At 37.5% G+C, this 25,638-nt stretch carries 26 protein-coding genes; 7 read left to right on the forward strand and 19 right to left on the reverse strand.

Translation table 11 applies throughout. The features are described from left to right. Positions 1-326: 326 nt before the first annotated feature. The 6 genes from ACFO3O_RS21820 to ACFO3O_RS21845 all read right to left on the reverse strand — a co-directional run bounded on the left by ACFO3O_RS21820 (position 327) and on the right by ACFO3O_RS21845 (position 6,728). Positions 327-695: a four helix bundle protein gene (locus tag ACFO3O_RS21820; RefSeq protein ID WP_379982869.1), complete on the reverse strand. Its 369-nt coding sequence runs from the start codon at positions 693-695 to the stop codon at positions 327-329. A 76-nt stretch (positions 696-771) separates the two neighbouring features. Beyond that, complete coding sequence (locus tag ACFO3O_RS21825) at positions 772-1,776, reverse strand: 4-hydroxyproline epimerase (RefSeq protein ID WP_379982871.1); 1,005 nt, start codon at positions 1,774-1,776, stop codon at positions 772-774. A gap of 316 nt (positions 1,777-2,092) precedes the next feature. Then, positions 2,093-3,832: a DUF885 domain-containing protein gene (locus tag ACFO3O_RS21830; RefSeq protein ID WP_379982873.1), complete on the reverse strand. Its 1,740-nt coding sequence runs from the start codon at positions 3,830-3,832 to the stop codon at positions 2,093-2,095. Positions 3,833-3,952: 120 nt separating this feature from the next. Beyond that, positions 3,953-5,458: an aldehyde dehydrogenase (NADP(+)) gene (locus tag ACFO3O_RS21835; RefSeq protein ID WP_379982875.1), complete on the reverse strand. Its 1,506-nt coding sequence runs from the start codon at positions 5,456-5,458 to the stop codon at positions 3,953-3,955. A 65-nt stretch (positions 5,459-5,523) separates the two neighbouring features. Further along, the gene (locus ACFO3O_RS21840; protein ID WP_379982877.1) at positions 5,524-5,793 is read right to left on the reverse strand and encodes a DUF1272 domain-containing protein; all 270 of its coding nucleotides are present in this window, start codon (positions 5,791-5,793) and stop codon (positions 5,524-5,526) included. Positions 5,794-5,813: 20 nt separating this feature from the next. Continuing rightward, positions 5,814-6,728, reverse strand: a complete 915-nt coding sequence (locus ACFO3O_RS21845) for a dihydrodipicolinate synthase family protein (protein WP_379982879.1) — start codon at positions 6,726-6,728, stop codon at positions 5,814-5,816. A gap of 138 nt (positions 6,729-6,866) precedes the next feature. On the opposite strand from ACFO3O_RS21845, the gene ACFO3O_RS21850 reads away from it, so the two are divergent. Both ACFO3O_RS21850 and ACFO3O_RS21855 read left to right on the forward strand, forming a co-directional pair. Next, a complete protein-coding gene (locus ACFO3O_RS21850) occupies positions 6,867-7,697 on the forward strand; it encodes a helix-turn-helix domain-containing protein (RefSeq protein WP_379982881.1) in 831 nt (276 codons plus the stop codon). Between the two features lie 657 nt (positions 7,698-8,354). Further along, on the forward strand, positions 8,355-9,683 hold the full coding sequence (locus ACFO3O_RS21855) for a hypothetical protein (RefSeq protein WP_379982883.1): 1,329 nt from the start codon (positions 8,355-8,357) through the stop codon (positions 9,681-9,683). Between the two features lie 99 nt (positions 9,684-9,782). On the opposite strand, the gene ACFO3O_RS21860 is transcribed toward ACFO3O_RS21855, so the two are convergent. The 3 genes from ACFO3O_RS21860 to ACFO3O_RS21870 form a co-directional block, all read right to left on the reverse strand. Continuing rightward, positions 9,783-10,784 carry a metal-dependent hydrolase gene (locus ACFO3O_RS21860; RefSeq protein ID WP_379982885.1) on the reverse strand — a complete coding sequence of 334 codons (1,002 nt, stop codon included), beginning with the start codon at positions 10,782-10,784 and terminating at the stop codon, positions 9,783-9,785. A gap of 241 nt (positions 10,785-11,025) precedes the next feature. After that, positions 11,026-11,610, reverse strand: a complete 585-nt coding sequence (locus tag ACFO3O_RS21865; RefSeq protein ID WP_379982887.1) for a hypothetical protein — start codon at positions 11,608-11,610, stop codon at positions 11,026-11,028. Positions 11,611-11,765: 155 nt separating this feature from the next. Beyond that, on the reverse strand, positions 11,766-12,137 hold the full coding sequence (locus ACFO3O_RS21870) for a VOC family protein (RefSeq protein ID WP_379982889.1): 372 nt from the start codon (positions 12,135-12,137) through the stop codon (positions 11,766-11,768). A gap of 633 nt (positions 12,138-12,770) precedes the next feature. Between ACFO3O_RS21870 and ACFO3O_RS21875 the strand changes: the two genes are divergently transcribed. The 5 genes from ACFO3O_RS21875 to ACFO3O_RS21895 all read left to right on the forward strand — a co-directional run bounded on the left by ACFO3O_RS21875 (position 12,771) and on the right by ACFO3O_RS21895 (position 17,631). Further along, the gene (locus tag ACFO3O_RS21875) at positions 12,771-13,520 is read left to right on the forward strand and encodes an alpha/beta fold hydrolase (RefSeq protein WP_379982891.1); all 750 of its coding nucleotides are present in this window, start codon (positions 12,771-12,773) and stop codon (positions 13,518-13,520) included. A gap of 875 nt (positions 13,521-14,395) precedes the next feature. Continuing rightward, positions 14,396-15,502, forward strand: coding sequence for a TlpA family protein disulfide reductase (locus ACFO3O_RS21880; RefSeq protein WP_379982893.1), 1,107 nt, complete (start codon positions 14,396-14,398; stop codon positions 15,500-15,502). Positions 15,503-15,902: 400 nt separating this feature from the next. Next, positions 15,903-16,400, forward strand: coding sequence for a hypothetical protein (locus tag ACFO3O_RS21885; RefSeq protein WP_379982895.1), 498 nt, complete (start codon positions 15,903-15,905; stop codon positions 16,398-16,400). Positions 16,401-16,458: 58 nt separating this feature from the next. Next, on the forward strand, positions 16,459-17,106 hold the full coding sequence (locus ACFO3O_RS21890) for a hypothetical protein (protein WP_379982897.1): 648 nt from the start codon (positions 16,459-16,461) through the stop codon (positions 17,104-17,106). 306 nt (positions 17,107-17,412) lie between these two features. Further along, positions 17,413-17,631: a hypothetical protein gene (locus ACFO3O_RS21895; RefSeq protein ID WP_379982899.1), complete on the forward strand. Its 219-nt coding sequence runs from the start codon at positions 17,413-17,415 to the stop codon at positions 17,629-17,631. Positions 17,632-17,694: 63 nt separating this feature from the next. Here ACFO3O_RS21895 and ACFO3O_RS21900 read toward each other — a convergent pair whose 3' ends face one another. From ACFO3O_RS21900 to hemW, 10 genes are all read right to left on the reverse strand, one after another. After that, a complete protein-coding gene (locus ACFO3O_RS21900) occupies positions 17,695-19,467 on the reverse strand; it encodes a MutS-related protein (RefSeq protein ID WP_379982901.1) in 1,773 nt (590 codons plus the stop codon). 53 nt (positions 19,468-19,520) lie between these two features. Then, complete coding sequence (locus ACFO3O_RS21905) at positions 19,521-19,877, reverse strand: MmcQ/YjbR family DNA-binding protein (protein ID WP_379982903.1); 357 nt, start codon at positions 19,875-19,877, stop codon at positions 19,521-19,523. A gap of 18 nt (positions 19,878-19,895) precedes the next feature. Beyond that, positions 19,896-20,855, reverse strand: coding sequence for a transglutaminase domain-containing protein (locus ACFO3O_RS21910; RefSeq protein WP_379982905.1), 960 nt, complete (start codon positions 20,853-20,855; stop codon positions 19,896-19,898). Continuing rightward, complete coding sequence (locus ACFO3O_RS21915) at positions 20,833-21,321, reverse strand: P-loop nucleotide/nucleoside kinase family protein (protein ID WP_379982907.1); 489 nt, start codon at positions 21,319-21,321, stop codon at positions 20,833-20,835. The genes ACFO3O_RS21910 and ACFO3O_RS21915 overlap by 23 nt, the downstream gene beginning before the upstream one ends. Continuing rightward, on the reverse strand, positions 21,321-21,938 hold the full coding sequence (locus tag ACFO3O_RS21920; RefSeq protein WP_379982909.1) for a DUF4230 domain-containing protein: 618 nt from the start codon (positions 21,936-21,938) through the stop codon (positions 21,321-21,323). Before ACFO3O_RS21920 ends, ACFO3O_RS21915 begins: the two co-directional genes overlap by 1 nt. A gap of 483 nt (positions 21,939-22,421) precedes the next feature. Beyond that, positions 22,422-22,766 carry a DUF4260 domain-containing protein gene (locus ACFO3O_RS21925; RefSeq protein WP_379982911.1) on the reverse strand — a complete coding sequence of 115 codons (345 nt, stop codon included), beginning with the start codon at positions 22,764-22,766 and terminating at the stop codon, positions 22,422-22,424. Between the two features lie 3 nt (positions 22,767-22,769). Then, positions 22,770-23,219, reverse strand: coding sequence for a hypothetical protein (locus tag ACFO3O_RS21930; protein ID WP_379982913.1), 450 nt, complete (start codon positions 23,217-23,219; stop codon positions 22,770-22,772). An 18-nt stretch (positions 23,220-23,237) separates the two neighbouring features. Further along, entirely contained in the window at positions 23,238-23,981 is a 744-nt protein-coding gene (locus ACFO3O_RS21935; RefSeq protein ID WP_379982915.1) for a cyclase family protein, read from the reverse strand. Positions 23,982-23,999: 18 nt separating this feature from the next. After that, positions 24,000-24,305, reverse strand: a complete 306-nt coding sequence (locus ACFO3O_RS21940) for a GIY-YIG nuclease family protein (RefSeq protein WP_379982919.1) — start codon at positions 24,303-24,305, stop codon at positions 24,000-24,002. Between the two features lie 6 nt (positions 24,306-24,311). Further along, complete coding sequence (gene hemW / locus ACFO3O_RS21945; protein WP_379982917.1) at positions 24,312-25,478, reverse strand: radical SAM family heme chaperone HemW; 1,167 nt, start codon at positions 25,476-25,478, stop codon at positions 24,312-24,314. Positions 25,479-25,638: the final 160 nt, after the last annotated feature.

A 25,638-nucleotide genomic window follows, 5' to 3' on the forward strand; every position in this document is an offset into this window, starting at 1 on the left:
TAATGGGTTAATGGGTTAATGGGTTAATGGGTTAATGGGTTAATGGGTTAATGGGTTAATGGGTTAATGGGTTAATGGGTTAATGGGTTAATGGGTTAATGGGTTAATGGGTTAATGGGTTAATGGGTTAATGGGTTAATGGGTTAATGGGTTAATGGGTTAATGGGTTAATGGGTTAATGGGTTAATGAAAAATACTATTCTGATCTTTTTAAAGTTCTATTTTTCATTATTATTTATACACACTTTATCTACAGATTTAAAAAATAGCGTAATGTTCTATTTCATTACTATATTCCTCATTAAAGCTTTAATACATGGTTTTTATCAGTTTTTATTTTTACTATTTCTTCTTGCCGAACCTAATACTTTTAGAATTTCTAATGCTTCGTCCATTAAGGGTTGTAACTCTTGTAACGATGCTTTTTTAGTTTCTTCAAAGAGTTCCAACCAAAATAGTGTTTCATCAGCTTCTTCTACAGTTATGGATAATTTTGCATAAAACTCTCTATCTGATCTCGCAATACAAGCAGCTCTATAATTTGCAGCAGTAGATGTAGCCGATCTTATAAGTTGTTTTCCCATAACTTGCGTACTACTATCCTTTGGGAGTTTGTCATAAAATAATACAATGCTCCCTGCAAATGTTTTTGTTCTTCTTTTAAAAGCATTTATAAAAGTGGTTTTATCCATCATTCTATTATTTTATTACTCCATTATTTCATTACTACATTATTCCATTACTTCATTATTCCATTACTTCATTATTCCATTAGATCACTGAGAATCCAAACGCATACGGATCGTCTTCATCTATGGTAATGGTATTCTGTCCATACCTTCTGGCCCAGCCTTGAATGCTTGGGATAATCGCTTTGTGTGCTCCTATTATTACTTCTTTTTCGACACGACCTACAAACGTCGATCCTATAAAACTCTCATGAATAAAAGGTTCTCCAACGTCTAATCTTCCTTTGGCATATAACTGTGCTAATCTTGCTGAGGTGCCTGTACCACACGGACTCCGATCAATGGCTTTATCGCCGTAAAACACCGCATTTCTTCCTGAAGATGCTGGATCTATAGGGTTCCCAGTCCATAGCATATGGGTTACATCCCGTATGGTGTCATTTTCGGGATGGATAAACTGATCTGGATAGTTGGCATTGATACGCTCGCGGACCACTTGGCTATACTGTATAATCTGACTTGCGGTAAAATCATGCACGCCTGAGAAGTTTTTTTGCGGATCTACAATCGCATAATAATTTCCTCCGTAGGCCACATCAAAGGTAATTTCTCCTAACTCTGGACAGTCGACAGTAAGGTCTTGAGCAGCGAGATAGGAAGGAACGTTGGTGAGTTTGACCCAATCTACTTTATCACCTGTTTGTTGGTAGTCAATTTCTACTAATCCTGCAGGGGCTTCCATGCGAACTTTTCCTGGGGTTTTTGGCGTGATTAATCCTTCTTCTATGGCAATCGTAATGGTTCCTATTGTACCATGACCGCACATCGGCAAACATCCGGAGGTTTCTATAAATAATACGCCTACATCATTTGCTGGATCGTGTGGAGGGTATAAAATACTTCCACTCATCATGTCGTGACCGCGTGGTTCAAACATCAGACCCTTGCGAATCCAATCATATTCTTTTAAAAAGTGCTGACGCTTCTCACTCATAGAATTTCCTACAAGCTCCGGGCCTCCTTCCTTCACCAACCGAACAGGATTCCCGCAGGTATGGGCGTCTATACATGTAAATGTGTGTGTCAATGGGTTAATGGGTTACTGGGTTAATGGGTTAATGGGTTAATGGGTTAATGGGTTAATGAAAAAAAACAAATGATAAATCAATGTAATATGAAAGAAAACGTATCTATAAAATATATTTTTTATCCTTCATCTATCTTCATTTAATATTCTACATACAAAATAGAGTATTACTCTAATTTAGAGCTCTACTCTATTTTTGAATCTTTACGCTCTATTCTTTTTTCTTTATGATCATCTAGACGCTTTTCCTTGTCGTTTGTACCTCGTACTTTTTTATTTTATTTTTTAAAGAAATCGTATTTCGTTTTTCTACTTTCTAATTTCCCTTTTCCTTATCAATCCACTCCTTCACCCTCTTCTCCAAAATCTCTAGCGTTACCGTGCCTTGTCCTAAAATGACTTCATGAAATCCACGAATATCAAAGTCGGCACCCAAAGTGGCTTCTGCCTCTTTTCGGAGTTCGCGAATTTTGATTTCGCCTATTTTGTACGACAATGCTTGCCCAGGCCAAGAGATATATCGGTCGGTTTCGGTATTGATCTCATGGATCGATAATGCGGTATTTTCAGACATATACGCCACCACTTGATCTCGTGTCCATCCTTTGGCATGTATTCCTGTATCAACCACCAATCGACAAGCGCGCCACATCTCGTAGGTCAACTTTCCAAAGTGCTCATAAGGCGTGGTGTACATCCCCATTTCTTCAGCAAGAAACTCACAATACAATCCCCATCCTTCGCCAAAAGCAGAGAGGTACATATTTCTACGAAACTGCGGAATACTATCGCCCAATTCGTTATTGAGACTGCCTTGTAAATGATGTCCGGGTACGGCTTCGTGTACGGTTAATGATGGCAACGTATATAACGGGCGGCTTGGTAAATCATAGGTATTTACCCAGTAATACCCGGGATCGGTACTATTTTTACTGGTCCCTACATAACGACCCCCTGTGTATTTTGGCGCAATCGCATCAGGAACGGGAGCCACTCCATACGGTTTTCGCGGAAGCGTTTTAAAAAATCGTGGCAATTGCGCATCCGCTCGTTTTGCCATATCACGTGCAATCATTAAAAGTTCTTTAGGCGTCTTAGCGTAAAACTGCGCATCGGTGCGTAAAAATTGCAAAAAGTCGGCAAAGGAGCCTTTAAAACCCACCTCAGCAATGATCTTTCGCATTTCAGCTTTGATACGTGCGACCTCTTCTAGACCTATATTGTGAATTTGATCTGCGGTCAAATCCAAGGTCGTATAATAGTTAATTCTATTTTGGTAATAATCGCGCCCATTAGGGGTTTCAGAAACACCAATAGTTCTTCGGGTTTTTGGAAAATACTCCTCTTCAAAAAAGGTTTTGACACGTTTAAACGATGGAATCACGCGATTTTCTATGGCACGTTTTGCTGCTGTAAGCACCGAATCTTTTTGAGTCTGCCCCTCGACTGCGCTCGGGGTAAATTCTAGCGAACTCGGCAGGTTTTTAAAAGGACCGTAGTAAAAACTATCTTCATAATTGGCGACAATTTGAGAATCATAGGTGCTCTCATAGCCATTAAAAATTACTCTCGGTTGCGATACTCCTTTTTCCAACCCTTCTCGCAACAAAGGCAGGTACTGGTCTACCGCCTCTGGCAGTGCATTCAATCGGTTTAAATAGGATACCGCTTGTCTATAACTGGTGATCGGGCGTACCATATAATTCCAACTACTATGAAACCCTGAGTCCGATAACAACGGATTCAGGTAGCGTTCATAGGCATAATAATCGATTGTTTCTTGTAATCTAAAACGCAATAAGGCAAGTGAGATGGCTTCGGTTTCCGAAAGATCGGCTTCAGAGATGGCGGCGAGTTTATCTAATTCCGCTTTCGCGAAAGCGGCCTCAGATTCAAAATAATCTTTAGAAAATAAACCCATTGGATAGTCTTTTCGGTCATATCCTCTATGATCCTGAACGTCTTCAATGATTGTTGCGAGGTTTTCTGAAGGGGTTTGCGCATATAATATGACACTCCCACTGACGATTAACAGTACACTTAGTATTTTTTTCATATTGATATTTGTATTTAACGCCTACACCTTCCTCAATCCCTTACTTTGGCAAGTCTCACACTGAGCTTGTTGGAGTGTTCAGCACGGCGCCTTTTTAGGACGTAGGTTTGTATCTGATTATTATTGATTCTTTAAAAATTCAGGTAGTAACTGCTCTGGAAAATCTTGGAAACTAAAAGGGCGCACCCATCGTTTGATGGATTGATTCCCTACCGCTGTAAAACGACTGTCTGTCGATGCTGGATAGGGACCTCCGTGAGTCATCGCATCTACTACTGCAACCCCTGTAGGAACACCGTTAAAAACAATGCGTCCTACGCGGTTTTGCAGTCTTTCAATTAGGGGTGAAAGGTCTTTATAGTCTTCTTCTTGTGCAATGATGGTGCCCGTTAACTGGCCTTCTAAGGTACTGATAATTTCTAATAACTGGGCTTCATTCTTACATTGCACGACTAGTGAAAAAGGCCCAAATACTTCTTGATGCAGTTTTGAGTTCTTTAAAAAGGCATCCCCCGATACGGTGGTGATTTTTGCTTGTGCATAATTTTCTTCTACGGTCCCTTGGTGTACCGCAACTATAGTGGCATCCGGCTGACTGATAACTGATTTTCCATTTTTTTCATAGGCTGTATGAATGTTGGGATGCAACATACAGTTTGCATCGATTGCGGCTGTTTTTTCTCCTAGATCATTGATAAAGTTGGTGAATTCTGTACTCGCCACTCCGATAATTAATCCTGGATTTGTACAAAACTGTCCTACCCCCAACGTAATCGAATCTGCATAGGTCTGTGCAATTTCGGAAGCGCGTGCTTCTACTGCATTTTGGGTAATTATGACAGGGTTGATACTGCCCATTTCTGCAAATACAGGGATAGGTTCATCTCGTTCGGCCGCAAGATCGTACAGAGCACGTCCTCCTTTAATACTTCCTGTAAAACCAACGGCTTTGACTTTTGGATGTTTCACAAGTTGCACACCCACTTCAATCCCAGCACTATTCAAATTTGAAAAAACACCATCAGGCATTCCTGTTTTTTCTGCAGCGCGTTGGATGGCACTTGCTACTAATTCGCCTGTTCCTGCATGCATAGGGTGTGATTTAACAATCACCGGACACCCTGCTGCTAAGGCACTCGCGGTATCTCCTCCCGCCGTTGAATAGGCTAAGGGGAAATTACTCGCTCCAAAAACCACGACAGGTCCTAACGGAATTAAATACTGGCGTAACTCATTATGCTCTCCTGAAATGGTAGGGTTGCGCCAATCTTCGGTTTGTATGAGGTCTGCAAACATACGTAGTTGTCCTAAAGTACGTCCTCGCTCTCCTTTGGCCCTTCCTTCGGGCAATCCAGATTCTGATACATACATATCAACTAGTGTATCACCAAGGGCTTCCATCTCATCGGCAATGGTGTTTAAGAACTCAGCTCTCTTGGCTCCAGAGACTTTTTGATACGTGTCAAACGCCTGAGAGGCCAGTGCAACTGCCGCGTCAATCTCTTCTGGAGTTGCTTCTACAAAAGATGTGGTGTTTTTTGTATTTGCTTTAGGATTAAACGTTTGGTACGTTTTGCTTCCTTTAGCACTGAGGGTATTTCCTATATAATTTTTTCCTGTGATCATCTAAATAATGATTTAATGGTTTAATGTTTTCAATGAGTGACTCCTAGTGTATACTAGATCTGATACTACTCTTTCTTATTAATTCTTTCTTGATGTTTCTCTACATCTACAGGTTTATGAACCTTTTTTATGGAAACAGGATACTTTTCTAACAGCTCCTTAGGTCGGATGGGGCGTTTTTCAAAACCCCCGCCACAGTTGGGACACACCTGATGTAATACATTTTCTACACACTCCTGACAAAACGTACATTCAAAGGTACAAATCATCGCATCGGTGGCATCGTGAGGCAGTGCTTTATCACAATGCTCGCAGGAAGGTCGTATCGCTAACATCAGGCTCTTATATCATCTATTTATAAATTCTTGTAGTCTGGTAACGTTGGTCTTGACGCCAATCCTTTTTTAATAACCTCCAGTACGTGTGCTCTTTCTTCTCCGGCTAAGGGCAATCGAGGTGCTCTCACGTATTCGGTACCAATTCCTGTATGCACTTCGGCGAGTTTTATATTTTGTACTAATTTCGGGTTTATATCTAACTCTAGCAAGGGTAAAAACCAACGATAAATTTTGATCGCTTCTTGGATCCGTCCAGCTTTCTGTAATTCATAAATAGCTACCGTTTCGGCTGGAAAAGCGTCAACCAATCCGGCAATCCATCCGTCGGCACCCATAAGTAAAGATTCTAAAGCGAGTGTATCTACCCCCGTCATGATCTTTAAACGATCGCCAAAGGCATTTTTGATTCGTGTGACATTCGAAATATCACGCGTCGATTCTTTAACAGCCTGTATATTCTCACAGGCTAATAATTGATCAAACATCTCCAGCGTGACTTCTATTTTATAATCTACAGGATTATTGTACACCATAATAGGAAGTGAGGTGCTTTCTGCCACAGCCTTAAAATAGGTAACGACTTCTTGATCGCCTGCTTTATAGCGCATCGGAGGCAACATCATTAACGCCGAAGCGCCATCTTTTTCTGCGGTATGTGCTGCTGCAATCGCTCCTTTGGTGGTTTGCTCGGCGATATTGATAAGTACGGGTACTTTTCCTTCTACAAGGTTGACGGTTTCTTGAGTTAAAATGCTTTTTTCGGTATCACTTAAGGTACTCGCTTCTCCAAGCGTACCGCCTAGGACAATCCCATGTACTCCTGCGGCTAATTGTGCGTTGATATTAACAGCAAACATATCGAGATCTAGCGTATCCTGTGCTGTAAATTTTGTAGTGACTGCGGGCATCACTCCTTTCCATTGTATTGACATATCTAAAAGTATAAATTTTAATGTAAAAATACCATAGATTTCTGCTGGAGGCACAATGGTAATTATCCAAAACTATGCATATATTATCCATTTAATATTTATTTTTGATAAATTACAAGCAATAAAGTGTCTTTATTTATGAAAGTACTGCCTTTTAAAATTCCTAAGTCCCGTAATACTGCTATTATTTTCCAGATAGACACCGGACCGTTTTATGGGCAATTGCACCAGCATGAAGAGTTACAAATGAGTGCGATTATCAAAGGGAAAGGCACCTTATTAATAGCAGATACGATTCATCATTTTCAAGAAGGAGATCTTTTTGTGATTGGTGGACAGCAACCGCATGTATTTCGTAATGAGTCTGCCAGTGCGCTTATGCATACCATTTTTTTTAATCCACAATCGTTCGGGGATTCCTTTTTAGATTTGGAGGAAGGCAAAGGGGTGCGTGATTTTTACGCTTTCGCGAAAGCGGGATTTAAAACCATCACAACACCTGAAATCACCACTGCTTTTGATGCCGTGTCTCAGAATGAAGGCATCTTACGGCTCGCCTATTTTTTACAGCTTATCCAATTACTCACGACAAGTGACGCTACGCCAATCGCTTCTTTTGTGTACCATAAAAACATTACGGAAGCCGATGGAAAGAAACTGCATCGGATTTTTGAATATTCTTTACAACATTTTTCTGAAGCTATCCAACTCCAAGATATCGCCGAAGTCGCTGCCATGACCACCAACGGATTTTGTAAATATTTTAAAAAACGAACCAATAAAACCTATGTCCAGTTTCTCACGGAGATTCGTATTTCGCATGCCTGTACACTCTTAAAAGAACAACCTGAATTATCGATTGCTGATATTGCCCTACTTTCTGGCTTTCAAACGCTCTCTCATTTTAATCGAAAGTTTAAACAATTTAAGAAAACAAGTCCTTCTATATATAAGACTTCATTAGTGTAAATAACGTGAGTTCGACGTGAATAATTAGTTACTCTTTTAGTATAATTTCGCTAAAATTTCACTTAATCAATTTACAATAAGTATGTTTGTTCATTTTCTTTGCTCGTCCAAAGAAAACAGAACCAAAAGAAAAGACGCTTTTTCTTAGGTATTTTTTCGCTTGGAGCGAAAAACCACAAGGAGTCTCCTAAATTTTTTCCAAGGCTCCAAAAATTTTTAACGGAAACTCCTCGTTATACTGGAGAAAAAGTAGAAAAACGCATACCGAATACATCTTAAAAAAATACGTTTTAGTTCTTGAAGAATTGTTTATACAGGTTGAATGATCACAAGAAACTCATGTTTATTCTTGAAAATCATCTTCTTTTTTTCAAAAAAACCAACCAGTATTACCTTAATGTATTTTTTGAGAATTTATTTTTCTAAGAAATAAAAAATTACAAAAACCCCGTGGTATCAATTGCTCAGCGCTTTTTTACATTCTAAAAAAAGCCGTAATAAAAACTATAACAAACTTCCTTTTTCTTAGAATTCTTCAAAATGCCTAGAAAGTTACAGTGGTTGTTAATGTCTAAATGGGAGTATAAAAAAATAAAGCGCTCATTATTTCAAACATACCTACTAAAAAAACAAACTATAAAAATTAAATAAAAAATCATGAAAAAGATTATATATACATGGATCGCCGCTGGCGCCTTATTATTAGGAAGTTGTAACTCAGACGACAATAACACATCTCCAGAAGGAGAAATTCCACAACCAGACAGCCCTACAGCAGCGAGTTTATTATTAAACAGTATTGCTGCCGACGGAGGAACTCCGTATGATGTAGACAACCCAGCACTTTCATTTACAGAAGCTCAAAACGTATTTTTACCAAGTATTTTAGGCATTGATTTCCGTGTAGACAGAAACGTTGTTCCTGCAGGCCCAACTGCTAGATTCCCTATGTTTCAAGGGTGGGAGACCTTACCCAATGGAGACCGTAGAGAGGGATATTATGTGATTACCGAAGCATCAGACAGTGACCTAGCTACAGAATTAGGAGTTATTTATGCCCCTAGAATGGCAGAAGCCATAGGCTCTGGAGGCGAACAAAATTCAGAATGGACTGAAGACGGGAGGCTTATTTTTGAAGGCTCGGTTGATTTTTCTCCCACGAGAGATTTGACTGCTGGGGGAGCCTCTCCTGATGGTGCATTGGTTGGCTTTCCTCCAGCACAAGTGATTCCTGGGGCTGTAGCAGATGCCAACTGGTCTTCGTATGTGGTATTGCCTGACACTAATATTGTCATCAACGCACAATTGGTTGCCAATAGTACAGGAATTCACGATAGAATTCCGCATCCAGATGGGAATACTCAAGCACAGGAAGATGATCTAAACAATCCAAACTTAGCTATCGATCAAGCGTCGGTTGTGATGCAACTTTTAGATGGATGGCACGCTGGTCAACCGTACTATTTTCATATTGTAACTGATACTTCAGATCCTGCACCAGCCGCTATTGAGTTAGGCGTATTTGCACCGCGATTAAACAACTTACCCGCTTTTGGATTATTCCCAGGAGGTTCTATGTTGCCTTTTAGCCCAACTGCCAATGGTAGAACTTTTGATAACGGTGACGGACTCGGCGTACAAGGTTTGAATACTGCTTCTTTAAGTGATCGTCAGGTACAAGATCCTACAAATACCTTCCCGATAGATCCGAGTGATACTCGTTATGCACCAATGTGGGATGCACATATCACAGAATTTACGGTACCCGAAGCAGAGCGTCCTATCCTAACAAGTTTTGAGCAAATAAATGATCTTCTAGATCAAGGCATCTTGATTCCTTTTAGAGGCAATGCAAATGCAAGTCCGCTAGCAAATTCCTTATCAAACTCATTGACAGCAACAGGAGCGATTATTAACTGTCCCGTCATTACACAACCCGATGCGAGTGTGATTGGAACTCAAATTGGATTACCAAGAAATCAATAGTGTCAATTGTATGTTGATAGAATCAAGAATTTTTTTTTGATTGGGAGGGGGCTGTCTGAAAGGATAGCCTTCTCTTTTTGTTTTATGTTATACCAATTATCAATTCCCCATCATCCGTTTCCATAAGGTAGCAAAAATAGCATCGGTATTTTCCATCTTGGGGCGATCTTCAGTGGCGGTGATTGTTCCGTTTTTCTCTTCTAGAATGTATCTAAACACAAATTGCGGTTTTTGGGGGTCAATGGAAATTAGGCCAAACCGCAAATCATTATACACCCACTGATCGTTTTCTTTTTCTAAAATATACCAGCCTTTTGAAATCTTACTAAGACGTTGTACGGCATCGGTCGCGGCAAGTTCTTGTGACGCTTCTCGATTTTTAGGAAAAGGCGTAAATGTGACAGGTTGTGAGTCAAAAAAAGAATAATCTCCAATTAGATAGTTCTCTCCTGCATCTACATTGGCATTCCATAAAATCGTATTTAAAGGTGCAGGACGCATCGATATTCCTGAATAGGCAATGTTTTGTTGTTCTAGTTCCGCAGTGATTTTAGAATATGCTCCCCATTTTAAGAATAAGGTAATGACCAGATATCCTGTACTTAGATAAATTCCTAAATTGTTTATTCGCTTTCGCGAAAGCGTACCCTTCTTTTTAAAAGCCGCGATCACAAGACAGGTTAAAAACGGAACGGTGTATAAAGGGTCGATGACAAAAATACTATTGAACGCGAGCCGCACATCAAAAGGCCAGAATAATTGGGTCCCCCAGGTGGTAAATGCATCTAATAGCGGATGGGTAAAGAGTCCCCAGAAAAAGAGTTTTGCCCAGCCTTGCCAGCCTACATCGGGTCGTTTCTTGATCTGATGCACGAGCCAACCAAGTATAGGCGCCATGAGTACCGAAAAGACAATAGAATGACTGAACCCTCGATGCATTTCTGTGGCGGTAATGGTATCTGTGAGAAAGCGGGCAGCAACATCTAGATCAGGAATGGTTCCTGCAATGGCGCCCCAGAGCATGGCTTTGTTTCCTACTTTTTTGCCTAAAACGGCTTCGCCTACAGCGGCTCCTAAAACGACTTGTGTTAAACTATCCAAGGGTTAATGATATAATGGGTTAATGGGTTAATGGGTTAATGGGTTAATGGGTTAATGGGTTAATGGGTTAATGGGTTAATGGGTTAATGGGTTAATGGGTTAATGGGTTAATGGGTTAATGGGTTAATGGGTTAATGGGTTAATAAAGTAAATGAAATAATCATTTAATCTAAAATAATACTACGTGAAACAATACTTATTTATACACATATTTTTTTGCTTGTGTTTGAAAAAAAGCTATTTAAAAAGATATAGACGATTGAAAATACCAGTGTTGTTTTTCTCTAGTGATACTACAATTAAAAGTATCTTGAGTTTTTAAATTCAATACTTCAAAGTATTCTTCTTCCTGTGGATATAATCTATTGTTTCTTATAATTTTATATTGACTTCTATCAATTGCTTCTATATATTCTAATGCTTTATGTTTATCCGCACCGAATTTTAATTTAAAATATCTGGAATAAATATAAGCGTCTTCGCACAATTTAGTTTGAAAATCTGGACTCCCTTCTGGAATAATTATGAAGGTATCGTCATTATTTATAAATCCTACTTCTGGTTCTATCTCTTCTCGATGATATTCTAATTGATAATACACCAACGTATCTGCTATTTCTTTACTCACTAATACAACATCATCTCCCCATAATCTTGTATATCCATTTTCAATCAGACCTTCACAAGTGAGCTTATGATTTATTTCAAAAGGTTTTCTTACGTCAACTTTTGATTGTCTATTGCAAGATAATAGTATTAAAAAAAACAGTATATAAATAGAGAGTCTTTTACACATGTTGATCAACAATAATGATATTCTAGTCAAGTGTTAGCAGCGACATATTAAATTTTACATCATACTAACTAATGTACCTTAGTTCGTTTAAAAAAATAGTTCTTTTTCTTTTTTTCATTACCAAAAAAAGTGTGATTTCCACTTTAGTGACAACAATGAAAAGATTCCCGCCTCCGAGGGAATTGTTACACATGCTGATCAATGAGAATGGCATTTCCGTCAGGATCTAGGAGTACGACGCTGGCAGGACCTGTCGTCGTTTCATCAGCTTCGCGTTCTAGAGGGATGCCTTTTGCTTTGAGGTGTTTTTGAATATCTCGTACATCGGTAAAATCGTCTAATGGATTGGCATTTTCATCCCATCCTGGGTTGAATGTTAGAATATTTTCATCAAACATCCCTTGAAAAAGTCCGATGAGGGCATTGCCATTTTTCATAATTAAATAGTTGTGATCTGGATCGCCTGCAAAAACGTCAAATCCTAAGGTTTCATAGAATGTTTTTGATACTTGAAGGTCTTTGACACTTAAGCTCGCAGAAAAGGCGCCTAGTTTCATAATGATTGGTTTTTAAGGTTATTGCTTAAAAATAGTGAATTGTCAGGAGAGTTGAGGAATTCGGTGATTTCGATACAGGTTTGCTGGAAAAGCAAAAGCACTCCATCAGCTAGTAGTTAGTTTCTATAAAACCCTACAGCGAGGAGACTGAGTGATTTTATATCAGAACAGCGTGATGATCTAAAATTGTATCGAAGTCACCGGGGTTGAGGGGTTGATGAGTTTAAAAAGACATATGCGTTTCAAAGAATGAGATTCCCGTTCCGTTTTTTTACTCATTTTTGATTGAATTTGAGATATTTCATACTAACCGATTCCTATAATGGAAACTAATTGAATCATTTCTCATGATAAATAGGAACGACTTACATACAACAAGTTAGTTATTTTATGTACTTTTAAGTATGACTGTGCAATAGACACAAGGTGTACAAAATACAATTCATAAGTGCTACATCTAAGATTGGTGCTTATGAGTAACGTTTACACAATTCTTAAATATGGCGCTGTGTCAATTTGAAAAGCTAGTATCTTTTTATATGCTACATTTCACACAGACACCGTTTGTGGTAACTAAATAAAACGTGAATGATGAAGACAATACTAAAAACAATCCTGATTTTTTTACTGCTAATGACATCGTTTATTGGCAAAGCACAGATGAATTATGAAAACTCAATCAATCTTCAGGAAGAAAAAGAACAACGTGTTTTTCTTTTCGTACATGGAGCCTGGGGAGGTGGTTGGGAATACTCAAAAGTTGATTCTATTCTGACTAAAAAAGGAGACAAAGTATATCATCCAACGCTTACTGGACTTGGGGAAAAGGTTCATTTAGCAACTAAAGAAATTGATTTAACTACACACATTACGGATATTATAAATGTTATAAAGTTTGAGAATTTGGACAATATCATCTTGGTTGGACATAGTTATGGGGGTATGGTGATTTCGGGAGTTGCAGAGCAAATACCAGAAAGAATTGGTCAGTTGATTTATTTGGATTCCTTTGTTCCTAATGATGGAGAGAGTGTACAATCAATTAACGGAGATGAGGTATGGAACAGTATGATTGTACCAAAAATAGAAGACGGGTTTGTGCTATATCCTTTTGGGCCAACCAGCCCAACCCATCCTACTGATGTTCCACATCCACTTAAAACTTTTACGGAAAGGTTGTCAATTAAGAATCCTCTTTTAAAGGATATTCCCACGTCATATATTCTAATGAGACAAGATGGAGTAGCAAACTTTGAAGAGTGGGGTTCTAAAAGAGCCATAGCGAATGGGTGGGATGTTTATGAAATGGAAGGTGGGCATTATGCAATGAGAGACCAGCCAGATAGATTAGTTGAGAAGTTAGAGCTTATACTCAAAAACTGATAGCCAACTAAAATAACGGCCACTTAGAACGGTAATTGAGCTTGTCAAAATGCTCAGCACACCGACTTTTTAGGAGAAAAGTCTGAACAAAGAGCATTTCACTTCTTTTTAGTACACTTTCGTAAAAAAACGAAAGCATTTCATCACTTACCTAGCTAGTATACAAACTTACTTTTAACTTATGTAAATCCCGTCCCTTTACGAAGATTTTAAAAAAATAGAATTAGTAATCCCTAATCGAATGGAGCCCATTTCAAGTAGGCTTTCTAGATTTTGCTTGTAGTCTTTTGCGAATACTAGTAATGAGGTAACACCAAAAAATGAGAGGGTCTTACCTCATGTTATTACAAACACGAAAGAATCATCCTGTGTGGCTATGATAAGAAAAACCACATCTTTTACATGGTTCACTCGGGTGACCTATAAATTCACCGCACTGTTCTGTATGTCCTGAATAATTAAATTCAGTTTTAATTCGTTCCCTTTTTAGTGTAATTTTTTGATCTAGTATTATAATAAAATAATTAATGGTTTATATAGACTCATCGTTAGTATTCCTAAAGGTCATCAAAACCATTGTTTTACATTCGCTTTATATCAAAGTAAAATCCAGACAAAACCCCCATTGCTACCCCGCTTTTTACCTTTTTATGAGTCAATTTTAGGTGTTTCTTAAAGTTATAAGCTCAGGATGACAATACGCTACGATGACTATTTCCTAACGTCTCACATCATTACTAATCATTTGTAATGGTTATAAACGCTTTGAGTATGTAATTAAAACCACTAAAAATGTGAAGGTTATGATTTTTGTGGTATTTTTGGGGGGGTGATATAGAGTAGTTGTGCAACATTTCCAAAAAAACCGAAAACGAATGAAAAAAACATTTATATTACTTTTAGCAATAGCGACATTTTACAATTGCAAGGAAGAAACTAAAATTGATGCAAAATATGTCATTGCCAAATTTCAAGAGAATACAGACCGAATAAATACTTTGGAATATCGAATGCAGAAAATTGACACCTTTGCCAATGGTGGAACTGTATGGAATAATACTGGAATTGCTCTAATAGAAAAAGATAAAAACGATAACGTTTTTGGTTTTTCTTTTTATGGTAAAAGAGACGATATTGACAAAGAATATATTTATGACGCTGGAAAAAGGTTTGAAATCTCGAAAACTAGTAAAACTTATGAGGTAGAACCTGGAAACTTTGGATTTATTGGAAGTCCTGGCGGACAAATGGTTCATCAAAATATTTTCAAACTTGACTCAATCTATAAAAATATAACTCTTTCAGAGACTCAAAATTCCTATTTACTTTCTTACGAATTTGAGAATGATACGGTTTACGATGTATCTAATAGATTAAAAGTTTATGAACTCAACAAAACAGACTTTTTCCCAATTCAAATTAAGCAAACATCAGAACGTCTCGGAAATAAATCAGTTTCAATTGCAAAATTTAGCGATATAAAAATTAACGAAAACGTCACACGTACAATAAAGGAATCAAAACAGGAATTACAGAATTATACAATAACACAGCCAGAAAAAAGAAAGCCAAATAAATTACTTTCCAAAAAACTACCCTTAATGGAATTACCTGGTTTGTTTGACAAGAATACAATCATAAAAGTTAACAACAATAAATTGACTTTGATTGACTTTTGGGAAGTTTGGTGTTCACCTTGTATTGCATCATTCCCGAAAGTGGAAAGTCTAAAAAACAAGTTTGAATCTGAATTAAATGTTTTTGGAATAGTTTCTGAAGACTACGAAAGCGCAATCAAAATGGTCGAAAAGAAAGGCACAACTTTTCAAAATTTGATTGGAAATAATAAATTGGAAAAAGAATTTGGTGTCAATAGTTGGCCAAGATACTTTTTAGTAGATAAAAACGGAATTGTACAAAAAGAATATTTTGGATTTTCGGAACAAATCGAAAAGGATATTAAAGAATTTATAACCAAATAAAAACGTTGCACAACACCGGTAACCATTGCACACATCCATAATTCTAATAAAAACGACTCATTTAAAGCCTCGCTGCCGAGGCTTTTTTTTATACCATCTGGTATTGAGGTGTGATTTTAAAAACGGTTATATCAAAGCAAAATCTAGACAAAAGCTCCATTCCTAACTCCACGTTTTACCTTTTTATGAGCGAATTTGAGATACTTCTTCAAATTATAAACTCAGGAGGACAATATGGCTACGATGACTATCTCCTAACGTCTCACATCATTTATAATAGTTTTTAACGATTATAAACGCATTGAGCATGTAATTAAAATAGCTAAAAATGCGAATGTTACGTTTTTTGTGGTATTTTGGGCGATGGCATGAAATAGTTAGCAACAACCTAAAACCGACTATGGGAAAAACGAGAAACTTACATGGAATTCCTGGAAATCTTGCCTTGAGTTATTTAAGTACGCTAGGATATTATGATGGAGGATATATGGCTGATTGGTTGAACTACATCGCTCATGAAAAGAATATAAAGGAAATCGAAATTCACATTCTAAATAGTAAAATTGAACCGATTGAAACAGACATCAGACCCCTAAAAGCAGGGTTGAATAAATTAAGAGGAATTCTGAATAAAGAATTATCTATTCACGGATTTGAAAAGGATTTTATAACAAAAGCGGTTATGAAATTTGAAATACCGATCAACAACCCAAGATTTAAAAATACCATTTATTGCTATCCATTTATCGAGGACAAAACTGGAAAAATTTACATGCCAAAAAAAAGAATAAAAGAAACTGCATACGAAGTTGATTTTAATCCAATAAAGAAGTTAAGAATAAAAACTGGACAGATTAAAGACAGTTGGATTAGTAGCATTAAGAAAATGCTGAATTGAAAAAAGGAAGTTGCTGAAACACGTAATGAAATCATACATAAAACCGTTCTACCTCAAATTGAGAAAACCATTTGTGCTTAAACAAACAATGAGAATAAACATAATATACTTTATCATTGCTGTTGGATTATTCACAAGCTGCATAAATATGAATGATCCAGAAGACCAGGCTCAATACATTAGTTGTTACAATTCATTTGATCCTGTTTTAGTAAATCTAATACCAAAGAAAATTCCAAATAATTATGTGAGTTTCGGGTATGCTTCTCTTGATTACCTTGATAAAGTAGACGATTATGCAGGAATGTATATAACAACCAAGATTTCGGATCTAAAGGAATACAGCAGTTTAAAAGACAACTATTCTAAACAAGCAAAAGCTATAAAAAACTCTTTAGATAGCTGTTTAATTATAATAAGCACTTACGGAGAATTAGACATTGGTGCGCAAGGGGATTTTAATTGTGACAATCCAATTCCAATACCTCAATATGGAATTTGTAAGGAGAACAATTCAAATCAGCTATGGGAACGAGAGGGAAATCTAGAGATAATTATTCTCGATTATCAATACTCAGATTTATCAAAACGAACTGACCAAAAAAAAAGAAAAGACATTCCATCTGAATTATCAACTGGATATTCAAAAGGAATTACACTTAATAAAAATAATATGACAATTCAGAAATGGATTGTAGTTTGGTAAAACATGGGAGATGAACATAAAGAAAACATTATTAAAATACGTCACTTTATTACTTATTTACATTGTAATTGTTCGATTTCTTCAGCCATATAGTTTAGAGATATACTATACCATAATTGATGATCCTATTGATAATCAAAACACCATTCAAACTATTCAGTCGATAATGGCTCTAGTTACGTTTATAATTAATATAGTTTTTGTAATTATTATGGTTATTGATTCGAAATCAAAAGAAATACTAGATTGGCTGATTATCCTGATTACACTTTTTAGTCCTGGAATTGGAATCACAATCTTTATTGTATGGCAGATTTACAAAGAGCTCATTCTAAAATACGAATCACAACAACTCAAACCATAAAAACCCAAAACCCAATGAAAAGCAAAGAAGAGAAAAAGAAAAAGGATATCTCCAAAGTAGTCGATATGGATGGTATTGAGGTTGTTCCATCTAAAATGCTTATTTACGAAACCGTAAAGGAAAAAAATGCTGATGATAAAATAGATCTTTCAGTTTTATAATCAATGATCAATAAACTAATACGGGATCTAGGTGTTATCTTTTATTATGTACGCTTTCCACTCTCAATCCACAATCTCCATTTTCTTCAATAAGAAACTCGCATTCATATTTTGGCAAATCCCTTCTTTAAAGGTGTAGTCAAAATAGAGTTCATCGTTTTCAATACGGGCATCAAAATAGTAGTTTTTGACTTGGGCCAACTCCTTTGCGGCTTCACATAAGCTTAAATCATGCGTCGCAATAATTCCTGTCGATTTTGAAGCGACGAGCTTATCTACGAACTTACGCGACCCGATCGCTTTATCAGTACTGTTGGTGCCTTTTAAGATCTCATCTAAGATGATAAAATACCTATCATTTTTTATCTCATCTACGATAAACTTCAGACGTTTTAATTCGCTAAAGAAATAACTTTCATCATCCGTAAGGCTATCTGTTGTGCGCATACTAGTGATGAGTTTAATCGGGGTATAGCTTGTTTTTTGGGCACATACTGGCAATCCAATATTGCTCATCACAATGTGTAAAGCCACCGTTCGCAAAAAGGTACTTTTTCCTGCCATGTTGGCGCCGGTGATGATAAAGAACTGTTCGGTATCTATGGTCACATCATTCAGCACTGCTTTTTTGGGGTCTAATAAAGGATGGGCTGTCTGCGTGGCTTTAAGTGTTACTTGGGTGTTAGTAATCTCAGGATAGGTATGCGATGGGTGGTTAAAATCATAATTCCCTAAACTATTGTAGGCATCAAAAAAAGCAATGATCTCAAACCAAATGGCAACATCGTCTTTATGTGCGGTTATCCATGTTTCGATGTTAGACACCACTAATAAATCTCTCAAGAAAAAACCGTTGGCGATAATACCCACCAATATATTATTGCGTTGGTCAAAAGCGTCCAAATACCTAGAAAAAATACGTAATACCCCAGATGCTTTTTGAGACGTATTGATAATATGTGCTCTTTTCGCTTTAAGCAAATCACTCGTAAATGGTTGCTCTTCTATCTTGGCCAATAATTTATAATACTGATCAAAGGTGCTTTGTATTTTTCCGACATAGGCCGCAAGCTCATTGATTTTTTTGACAAATCGGCCTACAATAGCTAAGCCTAACAAAAACCATCCGATTACCAAACCGCCATGGATAAAGCCAAAAAAGTATAAGACTAGGGCAACTAATGAAAGCCCTGAAAAAATCCGCGTTCCTATTTTTGTGCCTTTAGGAATGAACGGTGTATAGGCTTGCAACCAATCTACTACTGTACTAGCGGGTACTTCTGTTTTAACCAAGGACGCAATGCCTGAAAATTGTTGTCTCCACTCTGGAAGTGTGCTTAGTTCTTGTATGGCTTTTTGCTTGGCTGGAATGTCCGTAATCTCATTGGCTTTTACGATATGAGCAAGCACTTCTGTCCCACTTTCTAAGGCTGTTCTATTGAGGTATTGAAAAAAAGAACCACGTCCAAAAAGATCAATATCCTGACTGTAAAAATGGGTTGGATCATGGTATTCTTTCCCGGAAGGTAAGTCATAAAAATCACGATCCAGTACCTTTAACTCGGTTTCATTGATAGCCACGAGTGCTTTTAAAAGATCCCGCTCATACACAATTTTCCCATGGCGCACGACTAAAAAAACAAATAAAACTAGCTCTACCAATAAAACGCCAGCCATCAATTTCCAATAACCAAAGGTGGCATATATACTTCCTATAATTCCTAAAAACAAGAGTAAACGGAGCGTGCTTGAAAGGTTTAATTTCCTTTTGATACGCGCAAGGGCTTCTTGATGCGTTGCTTTTTGATGTGTATAAAACTGGGATGGGTGGTTCATGAAATTTTTAGAGACATTTATAATGAATGGGGTGATATTCCCATGTAAAAAGACTATAGGTTTTCGAGTTCGTTGCGAAGTTTTTTGGTCATCTTACATACGACAAGCTCATACGAATGATCGATGAGTTCTGTGATTAATTGGGGTGGTAACTCTTGTAAAATAAGTGTATTCCAATGCAATTTACTCATGTGAAAAGCGCCTGTAATACTCCCATCATATTCTTCTCTGAGGGTCACAGAACGTTCTGGATCACATTTTACGTTAATCGCGGCAGGAATGCGCTCCAGACCACTTAAGACAAACATCTTTCCCATGACTTTAAAAACAAGTGTTTTCTCATCAAAAGGAAACTCCTCCGTCACTCCTTTCTTTGCAATGCAATAATTTCGTACGTCTTCGATGTTCATAGTTGCTAGTTACTATCTTTACTTTTTAATCTTATATCCAATAATAGGTTTGTCATCTGCGTAGATGATAAGAGATTGCGCTTTGGTTTTGACAGCAATGGTGCATGCTAGCGTATTATTTTCTATGGTAAAATCAGTTTTTATTTTTTCTGAATTATCTACCGTATAACTCACATTTTCTGCGGTGATGCCTTGTAACGAAAATACAATGCCTTTGAACAACTCTTTCATCTTAATAACACCTTCTTTGGGGCTTACGTTGGCTATGGTAAGTCGCTTGCGAATGACTAAAGGCTGCTGACTAAAGGCTTCTCTTGATAGCTTAAAATCTACATACGCATCGTCAAATACTTCAGGATAATGATTCTTTAAAAACAAAGGCGCTGGCGTATCAAAATAGTAATACGATGGCGATTTAATAAATACCTCTTGGTATCGCCCTGCACCCCACGTAGGATCTAACAAAATGGGGGTATTATCAATAATCGCGACCATCCACATGTGATTTTTATTAAAATCACGCCCTATATCCGCTGGTTGTGTCTTGGTGTCTCCTCGCACCACATAGGCTTGTATGTCTAGTAACTCGCATAAGCGTTCCAGTGTTAATGCATACCCTTCACACACAGCGATGCCTAGCTGTAGCGTTCTATCAATAATGGCTTCTCTGGTTTCTGCCATTTTTTCGTCACGCTCTTCCAAAATACGGTATTGAAACTGATAGGTATAATATTCCTGAGGATCATACGCCACATTCTCGATCAACCACGAATAGGCGGCTCTGAGTTGTTCTTTGGGGTTGGTAAAGTCTTTTTTTATTTTTTTTGCGAGGGCTTGTGCCGTGGGATATTTCTTCGGATAAAAAGAGACTGTTGCATCTACTTTTTCATAGTCCTGACTGATACCAGCTATCGGTACACAAAGTCCTATCAAAAGGCATATACAGATGCGGATGTTATGTATTGATAATGAGGGCATCGGCTACTTCGTTAGGGGTCGGTTTTTCAAACCAGGTTTCCATAAATTCCATATCGGTTTCAGATACTTCAAATTGAAACGTGGCTCCTTTTTCTTGGTTGCGTTGCTTCACACGTTGCGTTCGTATCTCTAATGGGATATCTAAAAAGTGTATTTGGAAGGGGATGTTATGCGCTTTCGCGAAAGCGTAAAAACGTTCCCTCCGCTCTTTTTTGGCAAACCCTAGGTCTAGAATTGCTGGAGTCCCTACCGATGCCAATTGCACCACAAGCGATTGAATCATGGTATCAGAGCGATGAATGCGTTCCAAAAACCAATCTACACCATCTTCTGAAGTTTTATCCGCTAAAAACAGCGTTTTATTCCAATGATCTATCGAAAAAATAACGCCTTGCTCCTTCTCTTTTAAGGAGAGAGCATAGGTGGTTTTACCAGCGCCTGTATTGCCAAGGATAAGGTGTATCATTAGGCTTTGAGTTTTGGAGTTTCTTCGGAAGCTGTTATTTTTAACGCATCATAATTGAGTTGCCATCCGATGGTTTCTACCAATTTCTGGATCAGAATAATGGTATCTAGTGCTTGTTTAGAGGCTTCTTTATACAATCCGCTAGAGGGGATTTTGTCGACAATATGCCGTTTTGCTTCCTTATTGATTTCGGTGAGATCAGTACTTGTGATAGGGTTTGCCCACCCGTCTTTTTTATCGTAGAATTTAAAATCCGTTTCGATAGAGAGTAATTCTGGTTGTGGGAAATCATAGAGTTTAATCGTTTTGGTCTCCTCATCTGCTTCCATCTTAATTTTAGTAAGATCAAATCCTATGTGAGCTTTGGCATCAATGAGAATCAAGGCTTTTTTGGTTCCTAATAGCTTCTGAATCCACCGATCTTTAAGGCTTTCATAATGGTAGATTTCGGCAAAGTCTCCCTCTACTGTAATAAACTTACAGACAGAACGAATGCGTTCCATGAGCACCATTGACTGGGTATGAACTTTGGCTTTGTTTCCTCTTCTGGCAAAGCGTCCGTATAAAAAGTAGGCAACAATAGCGCCTATCGCTAGTCCTAAAAATAAAAACTCCATGGTGTAAATATACTATAAAGACCGCTTTGCTGATAGATTATAGATCATAGATCGCTTCGCTAATGGAATTTATTTTACTTCAAATATATTGAAAAACTAATTAGAAAAAGAGCGTTTGGGGTTTGTTTGGTGCTGGAGGCTGGAAGTCTGAAGTGGGAAGCTTTTTTTGAGATTTGGAATTTGTGATTTGTGATTTTAAGATACTAGGTGCTGGGTGCTAGAAGTTGGAAGTGTTGGAAGCTGGAAGGGTGAAGCTTGAAGTTGCTGGATGCTGGGTGATGGGTGCTGGATGCTGGATGCTGGGTGCTGGGTGCTGGAGGCTGGAAGTCTGAAGTGGGAAGCTTTTTTTGAGATTTGGAATTTGTGATTTGTGATTTTAAGATACTAGGTGCTGGGTGCTAGAAGTTGGAAGTGTTGGAAGCTGGAAGGGTGAAGCTTGAAGTTTCTTTTGAAATTTGGAATTTGAGATTTGATAGAAAAAATTTACAAATCCCCTAGATGAGTGTATTTAAAGCCTTTCTCATATTTTAAACCATAGCCTAGTATTCTATCAAACGCTGCATGGGCAAAAAGGATCGTGCCTATAAGCATCAGGATATCGTTTTGGAGATAAACGCCTATCAAGTATAAGACTATCGCAAGGCCTTTGTGATGAAACAAATTGTAAGAGAAAGCACCTACTTTATTTCCAAACGCATAGCCTATCATCCCAATATCCGGCGTGAGTAGCAATACCAAAAACCACCACCATGCAAATGGAAGTAAACTAAACAAATAGATACCGAATCCAAATTGTGCGAGTTCTTCTAATTTGAGGGTTGTTTTCATAGATTAATCAGCAATAAATTCCTTAATATTTTTTTGAAGCCATCTTCCAAAAAAAGCAATGCCTCCAAAAATCAATACAGGAATAATTACATCAAGAATTTGAAAATTTCTAGATTCAAAGATTTTCATTAGAAATGTAATTATTAAAAAAATATAAACTGACAGATATAGCCAATACATTTTGTAAATCAGTTTTAGTTTAGTTTTTTCTCCTTCCTCAATTTCAATGATCGTTTTTGGCCAGAAAAAAGTAGACTTTGAAATTAGTATTACCTTATGTTCTGATATAACTCCACTAAACTTTTTCTTATCTCCCACATATTTATCAAACTCCTTGAAGTATTTTATCAAGTTAATACTCAGTTTTGGTTCACTAGATAATTCTTTAGCAATTTTTCTTTTTATATAATTACCTGAATAATCAGAATAAATCATTTCAGTTCGCTTAATCATAAACTTATTATTTACTACTTACCCTATTTTATACAACACCGGCTTACTAGGGCTAGCATCATTTTCAAAAGGAGCGATTTGTAAGTTGAGTAAATAGGAGCCATCTTCTATTCTGTGAGGTACGTAAATCATTTCGGTGATGGTGGCATCCATACGGATCGTACCATCTAGATCCCAAAAAGCTCTGTGTGCTTTGAGTTCGCCTTCATCTTTTTCACGATCGACACTTGGTAAATCAATAAGCAAGTGTTTTATGCCTAATTGCCTTAAAAAAACCATTGCACTTTCTTCTATATAGGGCCAATTGGTATGTGCCCAGTTTTTGGTTTTTTTCTTTTCAGTATTCGGAATGGTTCTGATGACTAATGCTTCTGGACTTTTTCCTTTCAGGTCGTATTGTAATTGTTTTTTTGAAATCACAAAATCATCTCCGTGTTGCTCTGGCGCTACGGTAATAAGCTCTGCTGTATAGAAAAAATGTGTAAGATGCTCATTGATACTATGTACCTTTTCTGTGATGTGTCCAACGCATTCCGTATGGGTTCCATGTGCATGTGGATTGAACGTAATGGTATTAAAATTCACGTCCCCTCCTTCACTTACTTTGCCTATCCAATCGTCTGACTGCACAGGTACGATAGTAGGTTTATCAATGTACCAAGCCGCTGGGTTTTGAGCATCGCTCAAGGGTATAGAGATGTCTATGGGTTTTGATAAATTGACCGAAAATGTTTGTTTTTTATGCGTGATGGTTGCTTTCATGTGTATGCTGAACTTGTTTCAGGAGTCCTCGTAAGGGTTTACTGAGTCTATCTTAAAATATAAATTAATTAATTCAGGATTTTTCGATTTGATTAAATTCCATTTCCATTCTTTATGCCAATTTTTTATTTGCTTTTCTCTCTTAAAAGCATCAGAAATATCGTCAAATTTTTCAAAATATACTAGTGTAAATACTGTGTATTTTTTGGTAAATAGAGCTTCTTTTCCAGAAACATGGAGATCTACTCTCTTCTTCAAGTTTTTTGTTGCTCCTGTATATAATAACGTTTTACGCTTATTAGTTAATATATAAAATATCCAGATATCATTCTAAGATTGATTAGAATTTTGATCAAAAGGATGCTGAAACAAGTTCAGCATAAATAAATCTGCTGCGATGCCGTCACTTAAAAACTTTCCTTTTTTGGTAACGTACAACCGATCGGCTTCTTGGAATAAAAAATGAGCCTCGATATGCGATTGGGCTTGTTGAAGTAAGTAGCGATGCATTTTATCTCCAAAAAGCGTTTGCACTTCTGAGAGGGAAACCCCTTTTTGAGTCCGCAGTCGAGTCATCACATATTCATTGTATTGATCGGTGAGGGTTAATTCCTCTACGTCTTGAGGTAACATATCTTGTGAGATAGCTTTTATATATCTTGGATTATTACTCACATTCCATGCCCTACGTTTGCCGTCATAACTGTGGGCTCCGGGACCAATTCCTATATAGCTTTTGCCTTCCCAATAAGCCGTATTATTCTGGGAGAAAGCGCCTGGTTTCCCAAAATTACTGAACTCATAATTATGATATCCTTCCGCTTCTAAACGTTCTACCAATATCGCATGATGTGCTTGGGCTACCTCATCTTCTACAGGCGGAATAATTCCCTTTTTTATGAATTTTTCGAGGGCTGTTTTAGGTTCAACCGTCAAAGCATACGCCGATATGTGTGGTACATCCAGCGCAAGGGCTTGCTCAATATTTTGAATCCATCGGGCGGTACTCATTTCTGGGATACCGTATATCAGATCTATGGAGATATTCTGGAACCGCTTTCGCGAAAGCATAATACACTGCAACGCCTCAGTTGCATTATGCGCCCGATTCATTAGTTTTAAATCTTCCTCAAAAAAGGATTGTACTCCAATACTCAACCGATTAATCGGAGAGGCATGTAAGGCTTCTATTTTTGCTTCTGAAAGATCATCTGGATTGGCTTCTAAGGTGATTTCTGGGTCGGTTGTTACTTGGTAATGGGTATATACCGTTTGAATTAAAAGGGTGATTTCTTCGGTTTCTAAAACCGATGGGGTACCACCGCCAAAATAAATACAATCCACCACCTCATCTCGAAACTCGTCTTTACGCAATTCTAACTCCCGAATCAACGCCTGAATCATCGCGTCTTTTTTTCCCATAGACGTAGAAAAATGAAAGTCACAATAGTGACACGCCTGTTTACAAAATGGGATATGGATGTAGATGCTGGACATTACTAATGAGTTAATGGGTTAATGGGTTAATGAGTTAATGGGTTAATGGGTTAATGGGTTAATGGGTTAATGGGTTAATGGGTTAATGGGTTAATGGGTTAATGGGTTAATGGGTTAATGGGTTAATGGGTTAATGGGTTAATGGGTTAATGGGTTAATG

The organism is Dokdonia ponticola, assembly GCF_042653865.1.
GTDB lineage: Bacteria > Bacteroidota > Bacteroidia > Flavobacteriales > Flavobacteriaceae > Dokdonia > Dokdonia ponticola.